Here is a 23,139-nt window from a genome sequence, read left to right on the forward strand (position 1 = left end):
CCGCATCCGGCCGACACGCCCGCGTGTGCCGCCCGGTCCGCTGAGCACCGCCGCCTCCCAGCCCCGACGGTCGGCCCGGCCCGAGGGGCCGCCGCCCCGCCCGCTCGCCGCGGAAGGACGTACCCACCCGTGACCGCAACGCACGACCTCGCCTCGGCCGGCCCGGACGTCCCCGACATCGACCCGGACGTCTTCCGCTCGGTCTTCCGCCGCCATGCCGCTGGCGTCGCCGTGGTCACCGCGCAGGGCGTGCGCGGTCCGGTCGGCTTCACCGCGACCTCACTCGTCTCGGTGGCCGTCGAACCCCCGCTGTTCTCCTTCGGCGTCAGCGTCGGGTCCTCCTGCTGGCCGGCGCTGTCCACCGCCGAGCACGTCGGCGTGCACGTCCTCGGCGACCACCAGCGCGAACTCGCCGCGGTCTTCGCCCGCTCGGGGGCGGACCGGTTCGGGCCGCCGACCGGCTGGTCGCCCGGCCCGCACGGAGTGCCGCTGCTCGACGGCGTGGCCGCCTGGCTGGTCGGCCGGGTGGTGGGCCGGGTGCCGGCCGGCGACCACCGGATCGTGGTGGCCCGGGCCGTCGCCGGCGACCCGCACGGGCCGGGCGGGCCGCTTGTCCACCATCAGGGCGGGTACCACCGGTTGTTCCACTGAACGGGACAGGTGGGCGCGTCGGGCACGTCACAGTTCAAGGGCCTTGCGCGTGGGTAGGTACCTCTGTGTACTGACGAGTAATATATTCGGCGGGGTAGTAGTCGTGCCCTGGCAGGGAGCCGCCACGGCGGGCGCCTAACCTGGGCAGTTCACGAAGACGTGCAGGACGGAAGCAGTAGGAGAGCAGGCGTGAGCTTGAGGATCGTAGTCGCAGTGAAGTATGTGCCCGACGCCACGGGTGACCGTCACTTCGCCGAGGACCTGACCACCGACCGCGACGCGGTCGACGGCCTGCTGTCGGAGCTTGACGAGTACGCCGTGGAGCAGGCGCTCCAGATCGCGGAGGCCGCCGACGACGCGGAGGTCACCGCGGTCACGATCGGCCCCGAGGACGCGCGCGGCGCGGTGCTGAAGGCGCTGCAGATGGGCGCGGCGAAGGGCGTGCACGTCGAGGACGACGCGCTGCACGGCACCGACATCATCGGCACCTCGCTGGTGCTGGCCAAGGCCATCGAGCACATCGGCTACGACCTGGTCGTCACCGGCATGGCGTCCACCGACGGCACCGCGGGCGTGGTGCCGGCGCTGCTGGCCGAGCGGCTGGGCGTCCCGCAGGTGACGCTGCTGTCGGAGGTCGCGGTCGCCGACGGGAAGGTCACCGGGCGCCGTGACGGCGACGTGGCGAGCGAGGAACTGGAGGCGGCGCTGCCGGCGCTGGTGTCGGTCACCGACCAGTCCGGCGAGGCCCGTTACCCGTCCTTCAAGGGCATCATGGGCGCGAAGAAGAAGCCGCTGGAGACGCTCGACCTGTCCGACCTCGGTGTGGACGCGGCCGAGGTGGGTCTGGGCGGCGCCTGGACCGCGGTGCAGGACGCCACGGCGCGCCCCGCGCGCAGTGCGGGCACGATCGTCAAGGACGAGGGCGAGGGCGGCAAGCAGCTCGCCGAGTTCCTGGCCGCGCAGAAGTTCATCTGAGCCTCGGCCGCGCCGCCCCACCTGATGGCCCGCCGCCCCTTCCCGAATTCGCAGGAGAACGATTCCCATGGCTGAAGTCCTCGTCTACGTCGACCACGTGGACGGTGCCGTCCGCAAGCCGACCCTCGAACTGCTCACCCTCGCCCGCCGGATCGGCGAGCCCGTCGCGGTCCACCTCGGCCCGGGCGCCGAGGCCGCCGCGGCCGTGCTCGGCGAGCACGGCGCGACCCGCGTACTGGCCGCTGACGCACCGGAGTTCGCGGACTACCTCGTCGTCCCCAAGGTCGACGCGCTCGAAGCCGCCGCGAAGGCCGTGAACCCGGCCGCGGTGCTGGTGCCGTCCTCCGCGGAGGGCAAGGAGATCGCCGCGCGCCTGGCGCTGCGGCTCGGCTCGGGCATCATCACCGACGCCGTCGACGTGGAGGCCGGCGCGGACGGCCCGGTCGCCACCCAGTCGGTGTTCGCCGCCGCCTTCACCACCAAGTCCACGGTGCGCAAGGGCACTCCGGTGATCACCGTCAAGCCGAACGCCGCGCCGGTCGAGTCCGCGCCGGCCGCCGGCACCGTCGAGCCGCTGACGGTCGCCTTCGGCGAGCTGGCCACCGGCACCAAGGTCGTCTCGCGCACCGCGCGCAAGTCCTCCGGGCGGCCGGAGCTGACCGAGGCCGCGATCGTGGTCTCCGGCGGCCGCGGGGTCAACGGCGCGGAGAACTTCTCCGTGATCGAGGCGCTCGCCGACTCGCTGGGCGCCGCGGTCGGCGCCTCGCGCGCGGCGGTCGACGCCGGCTGGTACCCGCACAGCAACCAGGTCGGCCAGACCGGCAAGTCGGTCTCCCCGCAGCTCTACATCGCCAACGGCATCTCCGGCGCGATCCAGCACCGGGCCGGCATGCAGACCTCGAAGACCATCGTCGCGGTCAACAAGGACGCCGAGGCGCCGATCTTCGACCTCGTCGACTACGGCGTGGTCGGCGACCTGTTCAACGTCGTCCCGCAGCTCACCGAAGAGGTCAAGGCCCGCAAGGGCTGAGCCGCTTGAACGCATTGTCGGCCCCCGCGCGGCTGCGGTGCGCGGGGGCCGACGCGCGCCCGGGGAGGCCGATGCGCGCGTCCGCGGCGTCGATACGCGTGTCCGCGGGGCCGATACGCCCCCGCGCGGCCCGGACCGACGCGAGCCGCCGCCCTGTTGACCGGCGCGTACACCCCCGCTAGCTTGCACTTCAACGATTTGTTGAATTCCGGGAGGGTGCAGATGCCGGCCGTGACGACACTCGCAGACGCCGTACGCACGCGGATCGGCGCCGCGCTGGCCGGCACCGACGCCGAGCTGGCCCGCCGCTACCCCGGCGACCGCGCCACCCGCCAGCCCGTGCACACCGTGTACGTGCCCGCCGACGCCTTCGACGCCGGCACCGTGCGCGCCTGGGGCGACCAGGCGCTCGCCGCGCTCGACACCCACGCACCCGACCCGGCCGTGTTCGGCGCCGTACTCGGCCTGAACGGCGAACTCGCCGCCGACGTCTACGACCTGGTCCGCGCCAAGCTGCGCCGCGAGCCCGTCGAGGACCTGCGGATCGACTTCGAGGACGGCTACGGGGTGCGCCCGGACGCGGAGGAGGACGCCGCGGCCGTCGCCGCCGCCCGCACGGTCACCGCCACCGTCGCCGACGGCACCGCGCCGCCGTACCTCGGCATCCGCATGAAGTGCATGGAGGCCGCCGTACGCGACCGCGGCATCCGCACGCTCGACCTGTTCCTGACGACCCTGCTCGACGGCGGCGCGCTGCCGGACGGGCTCCTCCTCACCCTGCCCAAGGTGACCTTCCCCGAGCAGGTCGCCGCGATGGCCGACCTGTGCGAGGAGTTCGAGCGGGCCGCGGGGCTGCCCGAGCGGCGGCTCGGCTTCGAGATCCAGATCGAGACCACCCAGGCCATCCTCGGCCCCGACGGCACCGCCACCGTGCCCCGCCTCATCGACGCCGCCCGCGGCCGCGCCACCTCGCTGCACTACGGCACCTTCGACTACAGCGCCGCCTGCGGGGTCAGCGCCGCCCACCAGTCCCTGGACCACCCGGCCGCCGACCACGCCAAGGCGGTCATGCAGGTCGCCGCGGCCGGCACCGGCGTACGCCTCTCCGACGGCTCCACCAACGTGCTCCCGGTCGGCTCCACCGCCGACGTGCACTCCGCCTGGCGGCTCCACCACGGCCTGGTACGCCGCTCCCTCGCCCGTGCGTACTACCAGGGCTGGGACATGCACCCGGCCCACCTCCCCACCCGCTACGCGGCCACCTACGCCTTCTACCGCGAGGGCCTGGCCGCCGCCACCGCCCGCCTCGCCGCGTACACGGCCGACTCCGCCGGCACCGCGGATTCAGCGGGTGCCGCGACCTCCGCGGTCCTCGACGAGCCCGCCACCGCCCGGGCCCTCGCCGCCTACCTCCTGCGCGGCCTCGACTGCGGCGCCCTCACCCCCGACGAACTCCCCGCCCCGACCACCCTCGCAGCCCTCGCCGGCCGGTAACGCGGGCGGTCGCCCGCCCGGGGGCCCGAAGCGCCGCTCAGGCTGCCAGCGACGGCGCTGCGAGCTGTGCCCGCTCGTAGAGATCACGCACGGTCGAGTTCCTGAGATGCGGTCGAATCAGGCGGAACATGGTCACCACGCATTGATCGGCGTCAGCTCCACGCCCAGGCCGTTGGCGAGCGCGTGCAACGTGGGCAGTCGCGCCGAGTGCTCGCGCCGCTGCTCCGACTGCCGGATGGCGTCCACCGACACGGCGGAACGCTCCGCCAGTTGCTCCTGCGTGAGATCGGCCAGCCGCCGCAAGCGCCGCAGCGTCCGTCCCAGGTCCTGGCTCGCCACACCCTGACGGTACGCCGACGGGCCCCGGGCCCACGTGTTGTCCGCGTTCGACCGCCGCTCCGGCAAACCCGGGCGGATCGCTCACCGCTCGGGCGGGAACTCGCCCGAGCCGCGCTCGATCAGCCGGACCGGGAGCTCGGTCCGGCTCGCCCCGTCCGTCGCGATCCCGTCCAACCGCCGGAACAACTGCTGCGCGGCCACCCGCCCGATGCCCGGCGCGTCCTGCGCCACCACCGTGATCGCCGGGTCCAGCACATCCGCCAGCTCGAAATCGTCGAACCCGACGAGCGCGATCCGCTCCGGCCGCCCCGCGAGTACGCGCACCGCGGTGACCGTCACCCGGTTGTTCCCGGCGAAGAGGGCCGTCACCGGCTCCACCCCGTTCAGCATCGCGTCGAGCGCCGCCTCGACCCGCTCCGGCGTGGTCGGCCCCATGGCGTACCACTCGGGCCGTACGGTCAGCCCGGCCGCCGCCATAGCCTCGCGGTACCCCCGCAGCCGCTCACCCGCGGTGTGGATGCCGGGCTGGTCGCCGATGAACCCGATCCGCCGGTGGCCGTGCGCGATCAGGTGCGCGACGCCCTCCCGGGTGCCGCCCGCGTTGTCCGTGAGCACCACGTCCGCGTCCAGCCGCCCGGCCGGCCGGTCCACGAAGACCGTCGCGACCCCGGCCGCGATCTCCGGCAGGAGGTAGCGGTGGTCGTCCCCGGCCGGTACCACGACCAGCCCGTCCACCCGCCGCGCGCAGAACGCCAGCACGAGCTCCTGCTCCCTGCGCGGGTCCTCCGCGCTGGACCCGGTGAACAGCAGCGCGCCGTGCGAGCGCGCCACGTCCTCCACGGCCCGGCTGAGCGCCGCGTAGAAGGGGTCCGCGAGGTCCTCCAGCACCAGGCCGACGCTCGCCGTACGCCGGGTCCGCAGCAGTCGCGCGCTGTCGTTGCGCCGGAACCCCAGCGCGTCGATGGCGGCCTGAACGCGGGCGGCGGTATCAGGTGTCACGCCGGGTTCCTCGTTCACCACCCGCGACACCGTCTTGAGGCCGACGCCCGCCCGCGCGGCGACATCCTTCATCGTGGGCCGGGGGGTACGTCCTGGTGTTTGGGTCACGGTCGTAGTATTCCCTGCGACAAGAGATGGACAACGTTGTCACGATCAGGCGAGACTACCCTCGTCCGCACCCTTGTCGATACGGCCCCTACAACCCACGTAGTACGAACGCCCAGCGACCGAATATCTACGCTCCGCGCACATCCGACCGCCACAGAACGTACACAGAACGCACGAAGGGACAGACCGCAGTGGGGACCGAGTGCCGACCGCGGTCCGCCGCTCGCCGACCACACGCACCACGCACCACGCCCCTGTTCACCCCCGCCACACCCGCCCCCACAACCCCCCCACACTCACACGACGCATGACGAAGCGCCCACCGCGGGCACGACGCACGCACAACGCACAAGGAGACGCCGCAGCGATGCACCCTGACAGCGCGACCGGTCCGATCGTGGCCGCACTGGACATCGGCGGCACCAAGATCGCCGGGGCCCTCATCGACGCCGAGGGGCGGTTGCTGGCGCGCGCGCTGCGCCCGACGCCCGGCAGCGCGGACGGCGAGCGGGTGATGGCCGCGGTCGACGAGGTGCTCGCCGAACTGCGCGCCGCCCCGCACTGGCCCGGGGCCGTCGCGGTCGGCATCGGCAGCGCCGGTCCGGTGGACGCGGCGCAGGGCACCGTCAGCCCGGTCAACGTGCCCGGCTGGCGCGACTTCCCGCTCGTACCGCGGGTCTCGGCGGCGGCCGGCGGCCTGCCCGTCGTACTGACCGGCGACGGTGTCGCGATGACCGCCGCCGAGCACTGGCAGGGCGCGGCCCGCGGCTACGACAACGCGCTGTGCATGGTGGTGTCCACCGGTGTCGGCGGCGGTCTGGTGCTCGGCGGTGCCCTCCTGCCCGGGCCGACCGGCAACGCCGGGCACATCGGGCACATCAGCGTGGACCTCGACGGCGACCCGTGCCCGTGCGGGTCGCGCGGCTGCGTGGAGCGGATCGCCAGCGGCCCCAACATCGCCCGGCGCGCGGTCGAGGAGGGCTGGCGCCCGCCGGCCGGCGCGCAGCCGACCGCCGCCGCGGTCGCCGCGTCCGCCCGCCAGGGCGATCCGGTCGCCCTGGCGTCGTTCGACCGCGCCGCCCAGGCCCTCGCCGCCGCCATCGCGGCGACCGCCACGCTCGTCGAGATCCACGTCGCCGTGATCGGCGGCGGTGTCTCGGCGGCCGGGCCGCTGCTCTTCGACCCGCTGCGCGTGCACCTGTCCCGCTACGCCACGCTGTCCTTCGCGGCGGGTGTCGACGTGGTGCCCGCGAAGCTCGGCACCGACGCGGGGCTGGTCGGGGCCGCCGCGGCCGCCGCGCAGGCGCTTCAGCTCTTCCCCACCACCGCGTAGGCTCCGTCCCGGACTTCGAGTCCCGGGCTTCGGTCCCGGATTGCGGTCCCGGATTGCGGTCCCGGGCTTCGGTTCCGGACTTCACGGGAGGGCGTCGTGGACGGGTGTCATGGCCGGGCGTGAGGCGGTCGTCGCGGTCCTGCCGCGGGCCGGGCGGGTGCTGGTGATCCGACGGGGGCCCGGCGCCCGTATGCCCGGCTACTGGGCGCCGCCGAGCGGCACGCTCGAACCGGGTGAGAGCCAGCAGGACGCGCTCGTCCGCGAGATGCGCGAGGAGGTCGGCCTCACGGTCGCCCCGGCCGCGAAGGTCTGGGAGTCGCGGGCCGCGGACGGCGTGTTCCTGCTGCACTGGTGGACCGCCCGCGTCGATGACGGTGAGGTCGTCCCCGACCCTCGCGAGGTCGCCGAGGTCCGCTGGGTGACGCCGCGCGAGTTCCTCACCCTCACCCCGGTCTTCCCCGGCGATCGCGAGTTCTTCGGCCACGTCCTCCCGTCCGTCCGCACTCCTTGACCGGGGAGGCGACCCGCGCGCCGACCGTACGCGCCGACCCGCGCGCGGCGGCCAGGACGCGGGCGTCGCCGGCGCGGGGGCGAGGATACGGACCCGGCATACTGTTTCCCCGCCACTGCGGAGAACCGGTCGCAGGCGATGACACGGCAAGACAGCAGGGGGGCCGATGGAGGACGACGAGAAGTACGCACTCTCCGCCTATCAGGTGTTGCGGACCGTGGGTAAGGCGGCGGTGGCCGACCTGCCCGCCGAGACGGGACTCGATCTCGATCAGGTGGAGCGCGGCATACGGCAGTTGCGCCGGCTGGGCCTGGTACGTGACGTGCAGGAGTCGATCGAGCCCGTCGAAGCCAACGCGGCGCTGCTCGGGAAGGCGCAGGCCCACCAGGCGACTGCCGCGGCGCACGCGGCGAGCGTCAGCGACCTGGAGCAGCTCGCGCACGTGCTGCTGACGCTCTATCAGCCGACCCTCTCGGCGAACGCACCCCAGGCCGAGGTGGAGCTGATCACCGAACCGCGCCTGAAGGACCGGAGGTTGCAGGAGCTGGGCGCGGGGGTCAAGTCGAGCGTCGATGCGTTGCACCCCGGCGCGCTGCCGTCGATGGACGTGCTCAACCGGTCGCTGGCAGAGGACAGGGGCCTCGTCGAACGGGGCGTGCGGTGCCGGGCGATGTACCGGCAGGCACTGCTCGAGAACCCCAAGCACGCGCGCTATCTGCACGACCTGGCGCAGGCCGGCGTCGAGATCCGGCTGATCGACCACGCGGCCTACGACCTGGTCGTGCTCGATCGCCTGCTCGCCTTCATCCCGGCCGCTCCGGGCACGCACTCGCAGGGCGTGGCTCTCCTGCGCGGCTCTGCCCTGGTGATCGCCCAGCTGGCGCTCTACGAGGACTACTGGCTGCGTGCGGTGCCCTACCCTCGGGCGGTCGCCCAGTCCGAGCGGACCGCGCTCAGTGCCCAGGAGCGGGTGGTCGTACGGCTCATGGCCAGCGGTCTCAGCGACGACCAGATCGCCCGCAAGCTCGGTGTGCACCGCCGGACCGTGCAGCGCGCGGTGGCCAAGCTCATGGAGCGGCTGAACGCGACCAGCCGCTTCGAGGCCGGTCTGAAACTGGCCCGCGTCATGGGCGCCGACGGGGACTCGGTGGGGCTGGCGCCGAGCCACACCGTGCCGTCGCCGCGGCCCGCGCGGCCGGTGCCTCCGCGCGTCTCCTGAGCGGTTTCCGCCCGCGCCGGTCGTGCCCGAGGGCGGCTGGCCCACGGCGACCTCGGTGCTGGTGCACTACATCCTCGGCGCCACCGGCCGGCACGCCGCGAACGCCGCGAGCGCCCGCACGTTCGGGCCCGACATGGACCGCGCCACGTTCCACGACAGCGTCGCGAAGGCGTGGGAGGCGCTGGACCCGGAGAAGTATCCGCTCACCCGAACCGGTCGCGGATCAGCCGCGCGAGCACGACGACGGCGAGCAGTTCCCGGCCGGGGTCGATCTCGTCCTCGCCGGTGTCGGGCCGGCCGCCTCGCGCCGACCGGGCGGCCCCGGCCGTGTTTCACCAGCCGCCGGGTGCGTACGGAAGGCCGCTGACCTTCAGTCGCTGACGTTCATGGGACAGGCGTTCATGTGGCGGGAGTTCACAGGGGCGGGAGTTGACGGGGCGGGCGTTCACGGGGCGGGCGTGAAGAACTTCCAGTTCCCTTCGGAGACGACGTCCACGGCGCCGCCGGCCACCTTGACGGCGGTGGCGTCATCGATCGCGTACGCCGGCCCCCCGATCTCGGCCGCCCAACTCTCCGCCGCGGCCATGGTGTTCTCCGGCATGTCCGGGCGATCCAGGTGCGGGAAGATCGAGAAGTCGACCAACCCGAGCGTGCGGTCGTCACCGGTGGGCGGCATCCAGTCGTCCAAGTCCCGCACGACGCGGGGGTCAGCACCAGGCTCCCGGCGCTGATTCCCACGTAGACCGTCTCGGGCAGCGACGGCAGGAGGTCGGCCAGCCCGGACTCCCGCATCCAGTGGCTCAGGTACAGGGTGTCGCCGCCGTTCACCAGCAGGACGTCGGCCGCTCGGACCCACTGCACCCAGCGCTCCCGGTCGATGCTGGGCAGCGCGGTGAGCTCCAGCACCCCCACGGACTTCCACCCCAGATCGGCCCCGCGGAGGAAGCGCCAGGGCCCGACCGGGCCGAAGGAACTCCCGTACCCCGCGGTGGGGATGCACAGGGCGTGGGCCTCGGCGACCGGTTTGCCCAGGAGGTCGACCAGCGCGTCCCGGATGCTCTGGTTGGTGATGCCGGCGGAAGTGAGAAGAAGTCGCACGATGTCCGCCCCCAACTGGCTGCACAACGGAAGTGGCCGACACCGTACCGCCCCGCCGGACCTCGATGGGCCAGGTCCGGGGCAGCCGAGGCGGCCGCGTCCGAGGCCGTCGCCGGATCGCGTCCCACCGGCCCTCCACCCGCGGTCCGGGGCACGTGGTCGTTCAGCCGCCGAGCGCGCTCAAGGGGTCGTCCAGGACCGGCTGCCAGGCGAGTTCGGCGGCGCCGACGAGGCTGTTGTGGTTCAGCGCGCACGCCAGCAGCGGCACGCTTCCGCTGCGCCCCCACAGGCTGCGGTCGGCGACGACCGCGCGCAGCCGGTCGGGGTCGGCGTCCAGCAGGTGGCCGTGCAGGCCGCCGAGCAGGATGCGGTCGGGGTTGAGCACGTTGACGAGTCCGGCCAGACCGGTGCCGAGCCGGTCGATGAGGATATGGGCGGCGCGGCGTACGGACGGGTCGTCGTACTCGGTGCGCAGCAGGTCGCGGGACTGCTCCAGCAGCGAGATCTCCGGGCCCGCCGGGCGTCCGGCGGCCTCGATGAAGGCGAGCGGGTCGGCCTCGACGTCGAGGCAGCCGCGGGAGCCGCAGTGGCAGGGCCGCCCGTCCGGTCGGACGGTCAGGTGGCCGACCTCCAGGGCCAGCCCCGCGCTGCCGGTGTGCAGGCGGCCGTCGAGCACGAGGGCGCCGCCGACCCCGCGGTGGCCCGAGGCGACCACCAGCAGGTGCTGGGCGTCGCGGCCGGCCCCGTGGCGGTGTTCGGCGAGCGCCGCCACGTTGACGTCGTTGCCCACGAAGCAGGGCACCGGGCGCCCGCCGGGACCGGTGATACCGGCCTTGGCCACCTGCTCGGTGAACACCCGCAGCACGGGCGCGCCGGCCGGCCAGGCCAGGTGCAGCGGGTTGAGCGCGGCGCCCTCGGGCTCGGCGACCGCGGACGGCACCGCGAGCCCGGCGCCGACGCACTCCCGCCCGTGGGCGCGCAGCAGTTCCGCGCCGGCCGCCACCACCTCGCCGAGCACGTGCGCGGGGTCGGCCGGAACCGTCATGCAGCCGGGCGCGGTCGCCACCGTCTCACCGCCGAGGCCGACCAGCGCGGCGCGGAAGCCGTCGGCGTGCACCTGCGCGGCGAGTGCGACCGGTCCTTCGGGGGCCACCTCCAGCCGGTGGGAGGGGCGGCCCTGCGCGCCGGAGGGCCCGGTCGGCCGGGTGTCGACCCGGATCAGACCGAGCGCCTCGAGTTCGGCCGCCACCGCCCCGGCGGTCGCGCGGGTCACGCCCAGTTCCGCGGTGAGCAGGGCGCGGGTCGGCGCGCGGCCGGTGTGTACCAGGCCGAGCGCTGGACCGAGCGCGCCTCGGCCGCGCTCAAGCCTTGTCCGAATCTGTGTCACCACTCTATTCTCACTTTGTGCCGACGCTGAACAAAATAGGGACGGCGCTGTCCCGATCCCACCACACATTCGCCCCCGACCCGGCCCTGCGCGCGCTGCGCGTCGCGTTGACGGTCTTCTTCGCCGTGGACGGGTTCCTGTTCGCCGGGTGGGTGGTGCGCATCCCCGCCATCAAGGCCCAGGTCGGCGCGTCCGCAGGGCAGTTGGGGCTCGCGCTGCTGGGCGTTTCGGTCGGGGCGATCGCCACGATGGTGCTCACCGGCCGGCTGTGCCGTGTCTTCGGCAACGAGCGGGTGACCGTCGTGACCGCGGCCATGCTGGCGGTCAGCGTGGCCCTGCCGCCGCGTACCCATTCGGCCCTCGCCCTCGGCCTGGTGCTGCTGTTCTTCGGCGCGTCCTACGGCGGCCTCAACGTCGCGATGAACAGCGTCGCCGTCGACCTGGTCGCCGCGCTGCGCCGCCCGGTGATGTCCAGTTTCCACGCTGCCTACAGCATGGGCGGTCTGCTCGGCGCGGGTATCGGCGGGCTGCTGGCGTCGCACCTGTCGCCCGCCACCCATCTGATGCTGCTCACGCCGATCGGCCTGTTGACGGTGCTGTTCGCGGGGCGGGTGCTGGTGGCGCATCCGCTCAGCCACGGGGGCGGACGGGGTGCCGCGGCGCGGGAGGGTTCTGCGGGTGCGGGTGCGGGTGCGGGTGCGGGTGCGGGTGCGGGTGTGGGTGCGGGTGCGGGTGCCGAGGCCGAGGCCGGAACGGGTGCCGAGGCCGGTGCTGGGGCCGGGGTCGACCCGGAGCGTACGACGCTGGCGCCGGACGGGACGGCGCCCGCCGGAAAGGCACTCGCCGGGACGGCGCCGGCCGGGAAGCGGGGAACCGCCGGCCACCGTACGACCCTGCTGGTCGCCGTGTTCGGCCTGATCGCGGGCTGCTCGGCGTACGGCGAGGGCGCGCTCGCCGAGTGGGGCGCGCTGCACATCCAGCAGGACCTGCACAACGGTCCCGGGATCGCGGCGGCCGGCTACGCCTGCGTCACCTCGGCGATGACCATCGGGCGGCTGACCGGCGCCGCGCTGATCACCCGGCTCGGGCAGAGCCGCGCGCTGGTGTTCGGCGGGTTGACCGCATGCGGCGGGATGCTGCTGGGCGCGCTCGCGCCGTTCACCGCGCTGGTGATGGTCGGCTTCGCGCTGACCGGCCTCGGCCTGGCGAACCTCTTCCCGACCGCCATCGCGCGCGCCGGCGCGCTGACCGGTCCGAGCGGAGTGGCCGCCGCCTCCACGCTCGGCTACGGCGGGATGCTGCTCGGCCCGCCCGCGATCGGCTTCCTCACCGACGCGGTCGGCCTGCCCACCGCGCTGACCACGGTCTCCGCGCTCGCCGCCGTCGCCGCGGTGATCGCCTGGTCGGTACGGCACACCTCGCCGCCCCGGTCGGCTTGACGTACATCACAGGCGCGCGAACGGCGTCGAGGCGGCATGCTGGTGGCCCCGCGGAACGTCGCGGTGGCGTAAGGCCGTTGCGGCCTGTCGCCGCCGGTACGAGCCCGCAGGTGCCCCCGCGCGGGGGCCCGTACGCACCGCAGGAGGAGCCGATGCGCATGCCGCCCTGGGCCGGCCGTACCGCCCGTACGGTTCGTGCCGCTCGTGTCGTGGCCGGTGAGCGGGCGGCGCGGATCTATCTGGGCGTGGTCGCGGTGTGCCTGCTGCTGACGCTGCTGCAGACCGCGATCGCGGGCGGCCCGGCGCTGTCGTTCAGCGGGGTGCTGCTCGAACTGGCGACGCTGCCCTGGACACCGGCGCTGTGGCGGCTGTTCGCGGCCGTCGGCGGGCTGGACGTGTCGTCGGCCGCGAGCGGGTGGACCGGCTGGACGTTGACCGTGGTCGCCGCGATCGTCGCGGCGGCCCTGGACGCCGTGCTGATCGGATACGGGGTGCGCGCCGCCCGGCGCCGTGTCGCCGCACGTTGACCGGCGCCGCCGACCCGGCACAATTCCCCTATGGAGACTGCCGAGTTCATCGAGACGCTGCGCCGCGAGGGACCCCTGCTGGCCGACGCCGCACAGCGCGCGGGGCTGGACGCGTCCGTGCCCACCTGCCCGAAGTGGCAGGTCCGCGACCTGCTGCGGCACACCGGGGCGGTGCACCGCTGGGCGGCCGGGTTCGTCGCCGAGGGGCGTACCGAGCCCGCCCAACTCGACGACACGGCGCCGAGCGGCACGGGGAGCAACGGCACCGGCTCCGACGGCGGCGAACTCGTCGACTGGTACCGGCTCTCGCACGCCCGGCTGGTGGAGGTGCTGGAGGACGCCCCGGCGGACCTGGTCTGCTGGACCTTCATGCCCGCGCCCTCGCCGCTGGAGTTCTGGGTCCGCCGCCAGGCACACGAGACCACCGTCCACCGCGTCGACGCCCAGGCCGCCGCCGGCCTGGCCCCGTCAGCGGTGGACCCCGCCTTCGCCGCGGACGGCGTGGACGAACTCATGCTCCGGTTCGAGGGCAAGGGCCGTGACCGGGCGCGCAGCCCGCAGCCGCGCACGCTGCGGGTGCGTACCGAGGACGTGGCGGGGGACAGCGGCTGGACCCTGCACTTCACACCGGACCCGCCGCGCTGGGAGCGAGGCGGTGCGGACGGCGGCGCCGACTGCGAAGTGAGCGCGCCGGCCGCTGAGTTGTACCTGGCGCTGTGGAACCGGCTGCCCCACGACCACTTGTCGCTGCGCGGCGACCGCGACGTCATGGACCTCTGGCTGTCCTCCGGCGCCGCGTCCTGACGAGCGCGTGACCTGATCCTCCGTCCGCTCAGGGATGCGGTCGCACCGAAGCGGCCTGTGGCGCCCTCACAACGTGGGTGCCTCAGGGCACCGCAACCGCCGGAACTCGGGCGATAGCCGGGTGCGCGAGGAAGGTATCGGCATCGCGCTGAACGGCTGTCCAGCGGACGCAAGCTACGGCTGATTCGGGTAGGGGAGTACGCGTGTCATAGCGCGGGTTCCGGTACCCGGCCGTGCTCGCCCTGGAAGCCCTCGTTTCCAGCGCCTTGGGCGCCAGGCGGACCAGCGTCGTCTACGCGTGCGTCGTGGACAGGCCGAACGGGTAGGAGGGCGCACTGCCTTCGGCAGGCCCTAGGTCTTTTCGATCACTCGCCGCGGCTCCACGCGTCGACCGTTGCAGCGGCCCAAGACCCGACGCGTTCCGTGAACTTTGCGGAGGGGAAAGTTCCGTCGACGGCGACGTCTTCGATCGTGACGGCGAAACGAGATGGCGGCGTGCCCCGGTGCGGCAGCGCCCCGTCCAGCGCGACTCGGGAAGGCCGGCCCTTCACACAATGGGAGTTGCCACGACGAGCTTGGCCAACGAGCTGGTTCACTTCGTCCAGGCCGCCGTCGATGTATGCGCGCAGGAGCGCCCAAGCCATCGCACCGTCGTCGGTGGGTAGCCGGCTGGGGTGTTGGAGCAGGAAGCAAGCGACGGAGACGCCGTGCAGCGGCCCCCACGGTGCCCGCCGCGAATGGTCCAATGCGAGCAAGGCGTGGAATAGCTCCTCACAGGACCGCGGGTTCATCGGCGCACCGCACTCCGTGCAGGGCTCCATGCCTTCTCCTTCGTTCGCAAGCGAGGCTGGGCACCGTTCAATGTTCTGGCGATCACGCCAAACCATCGAGGCTTCGCGGCTGGAAACAATCCACATCGTGAGTACGTGCTCGTTGCCGGCACCAGGTGGGGCCCTCGATGCCGAACACCTCGACCTCCCGCAGTCCCGCGGCCCTCACTTCCGCGGCGAGCTCTTCCGCTCACGCCGAGGTGCTGGACACCCACGTACGACACGCACTCATCGAAGCGCGCGGAGACTGGGCCCGCCAGCACACCAACCGGCCCGCGTAAGCGCAGCTCAAGGGTCCGTCCACCGGAGGGGAGCGGCGCTCGCCGAAGCGCGAGGGGCCGCGGCATCGGCCGGCGCCCAGCCGCCCCGTCGGCTCAGGACTTGACGAGCATCCGCTCCAGCACCGCGCGGTGGCACGGGCGGGCCTGCTCGTAGCGGCTGCGGCCGGCCTCCGTGATGGCGACCCGCACCCCGCGCCGGTCCTCGCTGCAGATGCCGCGGTCGACCAGGCCCTCCTTCTCAAGGCGGGCCACCAGCCGGGACAGCGCGCTCTGGCTGAGGTGGACGCGGTCGGCGAGCTCCTGGACGCGGAAGGTGCAGCCGTCCTCCGCGTCGTCGCCGATCAGGACGTCCAGCACCTCGAAGTCGCTGGCGCCGAGTCCGTACCGGTGCAGCTCGCGGTCGATCTCGCAAGCCGTACGGGCGTGAACGGCCAGGATGTCCCGCCATTCCTGCACGAGCGCGCGCTCACCCTTGTCGCCGGTCATGACACAACGTTAGCAGAAAACCGACCCCTATGCACGGGCATTAAATGCGCTTGCATTGGATGCGCGTGCATGTAGTCTGTTCCGCATGACCTCTCCGTCAGTCCCGTCCCCTACCGTCCCCCGCTCCGACCAGCGATGGAGCGCCCTGCAATGGGGCGCCCTCCTCGTGCTGTGCGCCGCGCTCTTCCTCGACGCCCTCGACGTCTCGATGGTCGGCGTGGCGCTGCCCTCGATCGGCAGCGACCTGCACCTGTCCACGTCCTCGTTGCAATGGGTCGTCAGCGGCTACATCCTCGGTTACGGCGGCCTGCTGCTCCTCGGCGGCCGCGCGGCCGACCTGCTCGGCCGGCGCCGGGTCTTCCTGATCGCCCTCGCGGTCTTCGCGGTGGCCTCGCTCCTCGGCGGCCTGGTCGACTCCGGCGAACTGCTGATCGCCACCCGGTTCGTCAAGGGCCTCAGCGCCGCGTTCACCGCGCCCGCGGGCCTGTCCATCATCACCACCAGCTTCGCCGAGGGCCCGGTCCGCAACAAGGCGCTGACCATCTACTCCAGCTGCGGCGCCACCGGCTTCTCCATGGGCCTGGTGCTCTCCGGGTTCCTGACCGAGGCCGGCTGGCGCTGGACGATGCTGCTGCCCGCCCCCGTCGCCCTGATCGCCCTGATCGCCGGGCTGAAGCTGATCCCGAAGACGCCGCGCGAGAAGGCCGACGGGCGGGGCTTCGACCTGCCGGGCGCGATCACCGGCGCCGGCGCGATGCTGCTGCTGGTGTTCACCGTGGTCTCGGCGTCGTCGGTCGGATGGGCCTCGGCCCGCACGCTCGGCTCCTTCGCCGCCGTCGCGGCCCTGCTGGCCGCCTTCACCGTCATCGAGCAGCGCTCGTCCCACCCGCTGGTCCGGCTCGGGGTGCTGCGCGACTCCAGCCAGGTCCGCGCCAACCTCGGCGCCGCCACCTTCTTCGGGTCCTACGTCGCCTTCCAGTTCCTGGTTACGCAGTACCTCCAGAACGTCCTCGGCTACAGCGCCATGCACACCGCGCTCGCCTTCCTGCCCGCGGGCTCGCTCGTCGCGATCCTCTCCACCCGGATGGGGCCGGTCGTCGACCGCTTCGGCACCCCGCGGGTGATCGCGGCCGGCTTCACCTCGCTGGTCGTCGGGTACGTCCTGTTCCTGCGGATCGGCCTGCACCCGAACTACGCGACCGTCATCCTGCCCTCGATGCTGCTGCTCGGCGCCGCCTTTGCCACCGCCTTCCCGTCGCTGAACATCCAGGCCACCAACGGGGTGCGCGACGAGGAGCAGGGCATGGTCTCCGGGCTGCTGAACACGTCCTTCCAGGTCGGCGGCGCGATCTTCCTCGCCGTCGTCACGGCGGTGGTCACCTCCAGCGCCGGCGGTCACCCCGCGAGCCCGCAGGCCACCCTCGACAGCTACCGGCCCGGGCTGTGGGTCGTCACCGGCGTCGGCTTCGCCGGGCTGCTGCTCACCCTCTCGGGGCTGCGCCGCCGCCGTCCCTCCTACGGCATCCTCGTCGCCTCCTCGGACACGGAGGCGCCCGGCAAGGCCACCGCCGTCCAGGGCGCCGACGCCACCGACGGCACGGAGCGGGACGTCCGCGACGGCCGCGTGACCGCACGCGACTGAGCCGGCCCGTCCCCGCCGCTCCCGAACGACCGACCGGCCCCGCGCGAGGAGGGAACGCGCGGGGCCGGTCCACGTCCGCGCGCCCCGCCGTGCCCCCGTGTCGCCGGGCACCCTCCCGCCGACTGCCGCCCACGCGCCGCGGATTCCGGGCGGACTCGGGGGAACGCGGCTGTACCGTACGGCGTCTAGCGCGGTGGCCGGGAAGCGGCGGACGCGAGTGCGGGAGGCGGTGGAGATGAGCGGGGCGGGCACGGGCGGCCGGGGCGTGACGGGGCGCCGTACGCAGGCGGAACGCGACGCCGCGTCCGTCGAGGCGATGTACGCGGTGGTGACCGCCGCGGTGCTCGGCGCGGCCGGCTTCCTCGTCGTGACCACCCCGGTGATGGCGGGCGCGGCGCACGGCTCGGCCCGCGACGGGTGGGTCAGCGCCGCGGTGATCGTGGCGGCCGGGCTCTTCTTCGGCCGGATCGTGCTGACCTTGCACCGCTTCGAACGCCGCGCCCGGGAGCGGCGGCAGGCCCCGCCGCCGTACCCGTGGGACCCGACCCGCAGCCCGGCCGGCCACGGGGACGACCACGGTTCCGGGTACGGCCGCGGGCGCGCCGACGGTGGCGGCGACGGCGGTACGGACCCGGGCGCCGCGCCCTTGGCGCCGGTGGTGACGCCGTACCGGCCCCGGCGGGTGGTGCGGCAGGCCGCGAGCAGTGGTGCCGGCAGGGGCGGCGCGCGGGGTGGCGCCGACCGGATCGGCTGAGCGCGGGCGCGGGCGGCGGGGGCGCCGCAGGATCAGCGCCGGATCAGCGCCGCGATCAGTGTCGGATCAGCCGAGCCAACCGGGCCGCACCAGCCCCGACTCGTAGGCGAGCACCACCAGTTGGGCCCGGTCGCGGGCGCCGAGCTTCACCATCGCCCGGCTGACGTGCGTCTTCGCCGTGAGCGGGCTGACCACCAGCCGGCGGGCGATCTCGTCGTTGGACAGGCCGATCCCGACCAGCGCCATCACCTCGCGCTCCCGGTCGGTGAGCTGTTCGAGGTCGGCGGCGGTGGCCGGCTCCTTGGAACGGGCGGCGAACTCGGCGATCAGCCGGCGGGTCACGCCGGGGGACAGCAGCGCGTCGCCGCCGACCACCGCCCGGACCGCGCGCAGGAGTTCGGCCGGTTCGGTGTCCTTCACCAGGAACCCGGAGGCGCCCGCCCGGATCGCCTCGAAGACGTACTCGTCGAGTTCGAAGGTGGTCAGCACCACCACCCGCACCTGCGCGAGCGCCGGGTCCGCGGTGATCGTGCGGGTGGCGACCAGCCCGTCCATCACCGGCATCCGGATGTCCATCAGCACGGCGTCCGGGGCCAGTTCGCGCACCATGCGCACCGCCTGCCCGCCGTCGGCCGCCTCGCCGACCACCTCGATGTCGTGCTGCGCGTCCAGCAGCGCCCGGAAGCCGGCCCGGACCAGAAGCTGGTCGTCGGCGAGCAGTACGCGGATCATGTGCGCTCCTCGGCGGAGGTCAGGCCGCTGGGGCCGGAGGGATCGGACGAGCCGGAGGGACGGTCAGCGGCAGAGGGGCGCCCTGAGGGGGAGGGGTGCCCCTGGTCGGACAAGTGGCCCGGGTCGGACGGCCGCCCCTGGTCGGACAAGTGGCCCGGGCCGGACGGCCGCCTCTCGTCGGACGGCCGCCTCTCGTCGGACGGTCGCCCCCGGTCGCACGGAGAGTCCGGGCCGGGCAGAGAGTCCGGGTCGCACGGAGAGTCCGGGCCGGACGGAGGGTCCGCGCCGGCCCGCTTCTCCCCACCCAGCGGCAGCACCGCGCGAACCCGGAAGCCGCCGTCCTCCCGCGTTCCGGCCCGTAGCTCACCGCCCAGCGCGCCCACCCGTTCCCGCATGCCGACCAGGCCGTTGCCGCCGCCGGTCTCGCCGCCCGTGACCGCCGGGCCGTCGTCGTCGACCAGCACCTCGACGGCCCCCGTCCGGTAGGTCAGGCGGACCCGGGCGGTGCGGGAACCGGAGTGCCGCACGATGTTCGTCAGCGACTCCTGGACGATCCGGAAGGCGGCCAGGTCCGCGCCCGGCGGCAGCCGCACACGGGTGCCCTCGACCGCGACCTCGGCGGCCAGGCCCGCGGCGGTCGCCTGCTCCACGAGCTCGGGCAGCCGGTCCAGGCCGGGCGCGGGGGAGCGGGGGGCCTCGCCGGGCGCGCGCAGCGTGCCGAGCACCTGGCGCACCTCGCCCAGCGCCTCCTTGCTCGCCGCCTTGATCGTGGTCAGCGCGGTCCGCGCCTGCTCGGGCCGCTCGTCCATCAGGGCGAGGGCGACGCCCGCCTGGACGTTGATCACCGAGATGCTGTGGGCGAGCACGTCGTGCAGCTCGCGGGCGATCCGCAGCCGCTCCTCGTCCGCCCGGCGGCGCTCCGCCTCCGCGCGCTCCCGCCGGTCCCGGGCGACCTGCTCCCGTCTGACCCGGTACAGCTCGGCGCCGGCGAGCACCGCCAGCAGCCACGCGCCGACCCCCGACGCCTCCGCCCACGTCAGCCGCTGGCTGCCGGACGACGGCAGCCACTGGTAGAGCCAGGCGCCGACCAGGATGTGCGCGGCGTAGGCCGCCGCCGCGATGACCAGCACGGCTCTGCGGTGGCCCGCGGCCACCGCGCTGAAGAACGCCACCACCATCGAGGCGAACACCGGCCCGAACGGGTAGCCGAGCATGACGTAGAGCAGCGTGACCGCGGCGGTGCCGGCGGCCACGGCGACCGGCCGCTGCCGCCGGAACAGGAGCATGACCGGCCCGGCCAGCAGCAGGGTGTACCCCAGCGCGTCGAGCTCGGTGCGGCTCGGCTGGTGCCGCCCGGCGACGCTGGACCCGACCAGCTGGACGAACGCCAGCACGATCACCGGCACCCAGACGCGCCGGGTGCCGAGCAGCCCGCGCCGCCGCGGTTCCGGCCGGTCCTCGTACGTCATGCGTCCCACGCTAGACCGCCACCCGACGGCCCGGCGTCCACCGGCGGTCGGCGGCGCGGGTACTCCGTACGAAGTACTCCGGGTCGGCGCCGGCACCGGAAACCGGGGGTGCCGGGCCGTCCTCGGTCAGGTGCGGTCGTACGCGTCCAGCGCGCGGCGGGCGATCGAGTGGGTGCGGACCAGTTCGGCGAGCGAGCGCTTCCCCCGGGTGATCCCGGCGAACGCGCGCCAGGCCGGCGGGAAGGTGGTCAGCGCCGCGTGCAGCAGACCGGGGCGCCGCTCGAACAGTGCCAGCATCCGCCGTCCGACGCCCATCTCGACACCGAGCCCGGCCTTGACCGCGAACGCGTAGTTGAGGGCCTGCCGGCGGGCGTCCACCGCGTCGTGCGCCTCGGCGATGCGCACCGCCCACTCGCCGGCCAGCCGGCCGGAGCGCAGCGCGTAGGAGATGCCCTCGCGGGTCCACGGCTCCAGCAGTCCGGCCGCGTCGCCGCAGACCAGGACGCGGCCGCGGGAGAGCGGGGAGTCGTCGGCGCGGCAGCGGGTCAGGTGCCCGGAGGAGACGCTCGGCTCGAAACCGGCCAGCCCGAGCCGGGCGATGAAGTCGTCCAGGTAGCGCTTGGTGGCGCCGCCGTCGCCGCGCGCGGAGATCACGCCGACGGTGAGGGAGTCGCCCTTGGGGAAGACCCAGCCGTAACTGCCGGGCAGCGGGCCCCAGTCGATGTGCACCCGGCCGGCCCAGTCCTCGGCGACCGAGGCGGGCACCGGGATCTCGGACTCCAGGCCGAGGTCGACCTGGTCGAGCTTGACCCCGACGTGTGCTCCTATCCGGCTGGCGCTGCCGTCGGCGCCCACCACCGCGCGGGCGTAGAGGGTCTCCTCCTCGCCGCGCTTGCCCCCGGCGCCGCCGGTCACCACGACCGCGACGGTCCTGCGGTCGGGCACGCCCGGTCCGTGCTGCTCGACCCGGCAGACCGTCACCCCGGTACGCACTTCGGCGCCGGCCTCGCGGGCGGCTTCGACCAGCCCGTTGTCGAACTCGGGCCGGTTGATGAGGCCGAAGAGCATCTGCCGGGATCGCTTGGTGCGGGTCAGCCGGCCGTTGAGACTGAAGGTGACCGCGTGCACGCGGTCGCGCAGCGGGAGTTCGTAGCCTGGGGGCAGCGAATCCCGGGACGGCCCGATGATGCCGCCGCCGCAGGTCTTGTAGCGCGGCAGTTCGGATTTCTCCAGCAGCAGGACCCGCCGACCGGTCACGGCTGCCGCGTGGGCGGCAGACGCGCCTGCCGGACCCGCGCCGATCACCACGACGTCCCAGACCGGCTCGGTCCCGTCGTTCTCCGCACCGCTGCCCTGGGCCGCCTGCTCACCGCTCACGTCGTTTTCGCTCCCGCTCGCCACGCTCGGCTGTCCTCGCTGTTCAGCGCTGTTCACAAGCATCCTATTGCGCCCGTGGCCAAGGGCTCGCTGTGGCACCATCGGCAACGGCCCGCCGGCCCCCGGCGGGGGCGCCGGTCTGCCGGTGCCTGTCATCCTTTGTCGGCTTTCGTCGCCGTCGTGTCGGCCTCGTCCGTCCCTACCAGGAGCATTCATGACGTCAGTCCCGCTGTCCGAGACCGTCGCGTCGCTGATCCCCCGCGCCAGGACCGAACTGGCCGAGCTGGTGTCGTTCGCGTCGGTGGCCGACGAGCGGCAGTTCCCCCGCGGCGAGTCGCAGAAAGCGGCGGCCTGGATCGTGGCGGCGCTGCGGGAGGAGGGCTTCGAGGAAGTGGCGCTGCTCGACACGCCCGACGGCACCCAGTCGGTCTACGGAGTGCTGCCCGGCCCGGCCGCCGCGCCGACGGTGCTGCTCTACGCGCACTACGACGTCCAGCCGCCGCTGGACGAATCGGCCTGGCTCTCCCCGCCGTTCGAGCTGACCGAACGGGACGGCCGGTGGTACGGGCGCGGCGCGGCCGACTGCAAGGGCGGCCTGGTGATGCACCTGACCGCGCTGCGGGCGCTGCGCGAGCACGGCGGCGTCCCGCTGAACGTCAAGGTGATCGTGGAGGGTTCCGAGGAGCAGGGCACCGGCGGCCTGGAGCGGTACGCCGAAGCCCACCCCGACCTGCTGACCGCCGACGCCATCGTGATCGGCGACACCGGCAACTTCCGGGTCGGCCTGCCGACGGTCACCTCCTCGCTGCGCGGCATGGTGCTGACCGAGGTCCGGGTGGCGACCCTCGCGGGGAACCTGCACTCCGGGCAGTTCGGCGGCGCCGCCCCCGACGCGCTGGCCGCGCTGATCCAGATGCTCGCCACGCTGCGCGACGCGTCCGGCGCCACTACCGTCGACGGCCTGGACAGCTCCGGCGAGTGGTCGGGGCTGGCGTACGAGGAGGCCGACTTCCGCCGCGACGCCAAGGTGCTCGACGGTGTGGAACTGGTCGGCGGCGGCGCCGTCGCGGACCGGCTGTGGGCCCGGCCGGCGGTGACCGTGCTGGGCATCGACGCGCCGCCCGTGGTCGGCGCCACCCCGTCGGTGCAGGCCGAGGCGGGCGCCCTGGTGAGCGTCCGGGTGCCGCCGGGCGTCGACGCGGCCAAGGCCGCCGAGGTGCTGGAGGCCCACCTGCGGGCGGCCGCGCCGTGGGGCGCGAAGGTCGAGGTGACCCGGCGCGGCAGCGGTCAGCCGTTCGCCGCGGACACCGGCAGCCCGGCGTACGCCTCGATGGCCGAGGCGATGCGGGAGGCGTACGGCCAGGAGATGGCGGTGGTGGGGCAGGGCGGCTCGATCCCGCTGTGCAACACCCTCGCCACCCTGTACCCGAGCGCCGAGATCCTGCTGATCGGGCTGAGCGAGCCCGAGGCGCAGATCCACGCGGTCAACGAGAGCGTCTCGCCGGAGGAGTTGGAGCGGATGGCGCTGACCGAGGCGCTGTTCCTGCGCCGGTACGCGGCGGCGCACTCGGCCGGCCAGGGAGTCTGACCGGGGAGTAATCCGGGGCCGGGAAGCCGTCCGGGGCCGGGAAGCCGTCCGGGGCCGGGATGTCGG

General features: G+C 74.0%; 20 protein-coding genes and 3 pseudogenes. 13 read left to right on the top strand and 10 right to left on the bottom strand.

Annotated elements, in window-relative coordinates; translation table 11 throughout:
- Nucleotides 1-129: 129 nt before the first annotated feature.
- From AB0399_RS08205 to AB0399_RS08220, 4 genes are all read left to right on the top strand, one after another.
- Complete coding sequence (locus tag AB0399_RS08205; RefSeq protein ID WP_366410671.1) at nucleotides 130-651, top strand: flavin reductase family protein; 522 nt, start codon at nucleotides 130-132, stop codon at nucleotides 649-651.
- A gap of 189 nt (nucleotides 652-840) precedes the next feature.
- On the top strand, nucleotides 841-1,626 hold the full coding sequence (locus AB0399_RS08210; RefSeq protein ID WP_329362429.1) for an electron transfer flavoprotein subunit beta/FixA family protein: 786 nt from the start codon (nucleotides 841-843) through the stop codon (nucleotides 1,624-1,626).
- 67 nt (nucleotides 1,627-1,693) lie between these two features.
- Complete coding sequence (locus tag AB0399_RS08215; RefSeq protein ID WP_329362427.1) at nucleotides 1,694-2,656, top strand: electron transfer flavoprotein subunit alpha/FixB family protein; 963 nt, start codon at nucleotides 1,694-1,696, stop codon at nucleotides 2,654-2,656.
- A 222-nt stretch (nucleotides 2,657-2,878) separates the two neighbouring features.
- The gene (locus AB0399_RS08220) at nucleotides 2,879-4,150 is read left to right on the top strand and encodes an aldolase (protein WP_366410672.1); all 1,272 of its coding nucleotides are present in this window, start codon (nucleotides 2,879-2,881) and stop codon (nucleotides 4,148-4,150) included.
- A 150-nt stretch (nucleotides 4,151-4,300) separates the two neighbouring features.
- On the opposite strand, the pseudogene AB0399_RS08225 reads toward AB0399_RS08220, so the two are convergent.
- Nucleotides 4,301-4,489: pseudogene (locus tag AB0399_RS08225) on the bottom strand (helix-turn-helix domain-containing protein); the annotation flags it as partial.
- An 81-nt stretch (nucleotides 4,490-4,570) separates the two neighbouring features.
- Entirely contained in the window at nucleotides 4,571-5,560 is a 990-nt protein-coding gene (locus AB0399_RS08230; RefSeq protein ID WP_329362423.1) for a LacI family DNA-binding transcriptional regulator, read from the bottom strand.
- 403 nt (nucleotides 5,561-5,963) lie between these two features.
- On the opposite strand from AB0399_RS08230, the gene AB0399_RS08235 reads away from it, so the two are divergent.
- The 3 genes from AB0399_RS08235 to AB0399_RS08245 all read left to right on the top strand — a co-directional run bounded on the left by AB0399_RS08235 (nucleotide 5,964) and on the right by AB0399_RS08245 (nucleotide 8,659).
- Nucleotides 5,964-6,929: an ROK family protein gene (locus AB0399_RS08235; RefSeq protein ID WP_366410673.1), complete on the top strand. Its 966-nt coding sequence runs from the start codon at nucleotides 5,964-5,966 to the stop codon at nucleotides 6,927-6,929.
- 109 nt (nucleotides 6,930-7,038) lie between these two features.
- Nucleotides 7,039-7,440 (top strand): NUDIX domain-containing protein, encoded by a 402-nt coding sequence (locus AB0399_RS08240; protein ID WP_329362419.1) that lies wholly within the window; start codon nucleotides 7,039-7,041, stop codon nucleotides 7,438-7,440.
- Nucleotides 7,441-7,606: 166 nt separating this feature from the next.
- Complete coding sequence (locus AB0399_RS08245; RefSeq protein WP_366410674.1) at nucleotides 7,607-8,659, top strand: helix-turn-helix transcriptional regulator; 1,053 nt, start codon at nucleotides 7,607-7,609, stop codon at nucleotides 8,657-8,659.
- A 445-nt stretch (nucleotides 8,660-9,104) separates the two neighbouring features.
- Here the strand turns inward: AB0399_RS08245 and AB0399_RS08250 are convergent, their stop codons facing one another.
- The 3 genes and pseudogenes from AB0399_RS08250 to AB0399_RS08260 all read right to left on the bottom strand — a co-directional run bounded on the left by AB0399_RS08250 (nucleotide 9,105) and on the right by AB0399_RS08260 (nucleotide 11,144).
- The gene (locus AB0399_RS08250) at nucleotides 9,105-9,356 is read right to left on the bottom strand and encodes a hypothetical protein (protein WP_366410752.1); all 252 of its coding nucleotides are present in this window, start codon (nucleotides 9,354-9,356) and stop codon (nucleotides 9,105-9,107) included.
- Between the two features lie 62 nt (nucleotides 9,357-9,418).
- Nucleotides 9,419-9,757: pseudogene (locus AB0399_RS08255) on the bottom strand (Type 1 glutamine amidotransferase-like domain-containing protein); the annotation flags it as partial.
- Between the two features lie 163 nt (nucleotides 9,758-9,920).
- Nucleotides 9,921-11,144: an ROK family protein gene (locus AB0399_RS08260; protein ID WP_329362413.1), complete on the bottom strand. Its 1,224-nt coding sequence runs from the start codon at nucleotides 11,142-11,144 to the stop codon at nucleotides 9,921-9,923.
- 17 nt (nucleotides 11,145-11,161) lie between these two features.
- Here AB0399_RS08260 and AB0399_RS08265 point away from each other — a divergent pair, with 17 nt between their 5' ends.
- The 3 genes from AB0399_RS08265 to AB0399_RS08275 all read left to right on the top strand — a co-directional run bounded on the left by AB0399_RS08265 (nucleotide 11,162) and on the right by AB0399_RS08275 (nucleotide 13,914).
- Nucleotides 11,162-12,583: an MFS transporter gene (locus AB0399_RS08265; RefSeq protein WP_366410675.1), complete on the top strand. Its 1,422-nt coding sequence runs from the start codon at nucleotides 11,162-11,164 to the stop codon at nucleotides 12,581-12,583.
- Between the two features lie 152 nt (nucleotides 12,584-12,735).
- Nucleotides 12,736-13,110, top strand: coding sequence for a hypothetical protein (locus AB0399_RS08270; RefSeq protein WP_366410676.1), 375 nt, complete (start codon nucleotides 12,736-12,738; stop codon nucleotides 13,108-13,110).
- Between the two features lie 30 nt (nucleotides 13,111-13,140).
- Nucleotides 13,141-13,914: a maleylpyruvate isomerase family mycothiol-dependent enzyme gene (locus AB0399_RS08275; protein ID WP_366410677.1), complete on the top strand. Its 774-nt coding sequence runs from the start codon at nucleotides 13,141-13,143 to the stop codon at nucleotides 13,912-13,914.
- A gap of 365 nt (nucleotides 13,915-14,279) precedes the next feature.
- Here AB0399_RS08275 and AB0399_RS08280 read toward each other — a convergent pair whose 3' ends face one another.
- Both AB0399_RS08280 and AB0399_RS08285 read right to left on the bottom strand, forming a co-directional pair.
- Nucleotides 14,280-14,735, bottom strand: coding sequence for a DUF5946 family protein (locus AB0399_RS08280; RefSeq protein WP_366410678.1), 456 nt, complete (start codon nucleotides 14,733-14,735; stop codon nucleotides 14,280-14,282).
- A gap of 383 nt (nucleotides 14,736-15,118) precedes the next feature.
- Nucleotides 15,119-15,511, bottom strand: coding sequence for a MarR family transcriptional regulator (locus AB0399_RS08285; RefSeq protein ID WP_329362398.1), 393 nt, complete (start codon nucleotides 15,509-15,511; stop codon nucleotides 15,119-15,121).
- A gap of 85 nt (nucleotides 15,512-15,596) precedes the next feature.
- Here AB0399_RS08285 and AB0399_RS08290 point away from each other — a divergent pair, with 85 nt between their 5' ends.
- Entirely contained in the window at nucleotides 15,597-17,153 is a 1,557-nt protein-coding gene (locus AB0399_RS08290) for an MFS transporter (RefSeq protein ID WP_366410679.1), read from the top strand.
- A gap of 235 nt (nucleotides 17,154-17,388) precedes the next feature.
- Entirely contained in the window at nucleotides 17,389-17,907 is a 519-nt protein-coding gene (locus AB0399_RS08295) for a DUF6332 family protein (protein WP_366410680.1), read from the top strand.
- A 66-nt stretch (nucleotides 17,908-17,973) separates the two neighbouring features.
- On the opposite strand, the gene AB0399_RS08300 is transcribed toward AB0399_RS08295, so the two are convergent.
- From AB0399_RS08300 to AB0399_RS08310, 3 genes and pseudogenes are all read right to left on the bottom strand, one after another.
- On the bottom strand, nucleotides 17,974-18,639 hold the full coding sequence (locus AB0399_RS08300; protein WP_329362392.1) for a response regulator transcription factor: 666 nt from the start codon (nucleotides 18,637-18,639) through the stop codon (nucleotides 17,974-17,976).
- Nucleotides 18,640-18,944: 305 nt separating this feature from the next.
- A pseudogene (locus AB0399_RS08305) lies at nucleotides 18,945-20,108 on the bottom strand (sensor histidine kinase); the annotation flags it as partial.
- A gap of 126 nt (nucleotides 20,109-20,234) precedes the next feature.
- Nucleotides 20,235-21,485, bottom strand: coding sequence for a geranylgeranyl reductase family protein (locus AB0399_RS08310; RefSeq protein WP_328472285.1), 1,251 nt, complete (start codon nucleotides 21,483-21,485; stop codon nucleotides 20,235-20,237).
- Nucleotides 21,486-21,699: 214 nt separating this feature from the next.
- Between AB0399_RS08310 and AB0399_RS08315 the strand changes: the two genes are divergently transcribed.
- Nucleotides 21,700-23,073: a dipeptidase gene (locus tag AB0399_RS08315; protein WP_366410681.1), complete on the top strand. Its 1,374-nt coding sequence runs from the start codon at nucleotides 21,700-21,702 to the stop codon at nucleotides 23,071-23,073.
- The last annotated feature ends 66 nt before the right edge of the window (nucleotides 23,074-23,139 follow it).

The organism is Streptomyces sp. NPDC088194, from assembly GCF_040702025.1.
Classification (GTDB): Bacteria; Actinomycetota; Actinomycetes; order Streptomycetales; family Streptomycetaceae; genus Actinacidiphila.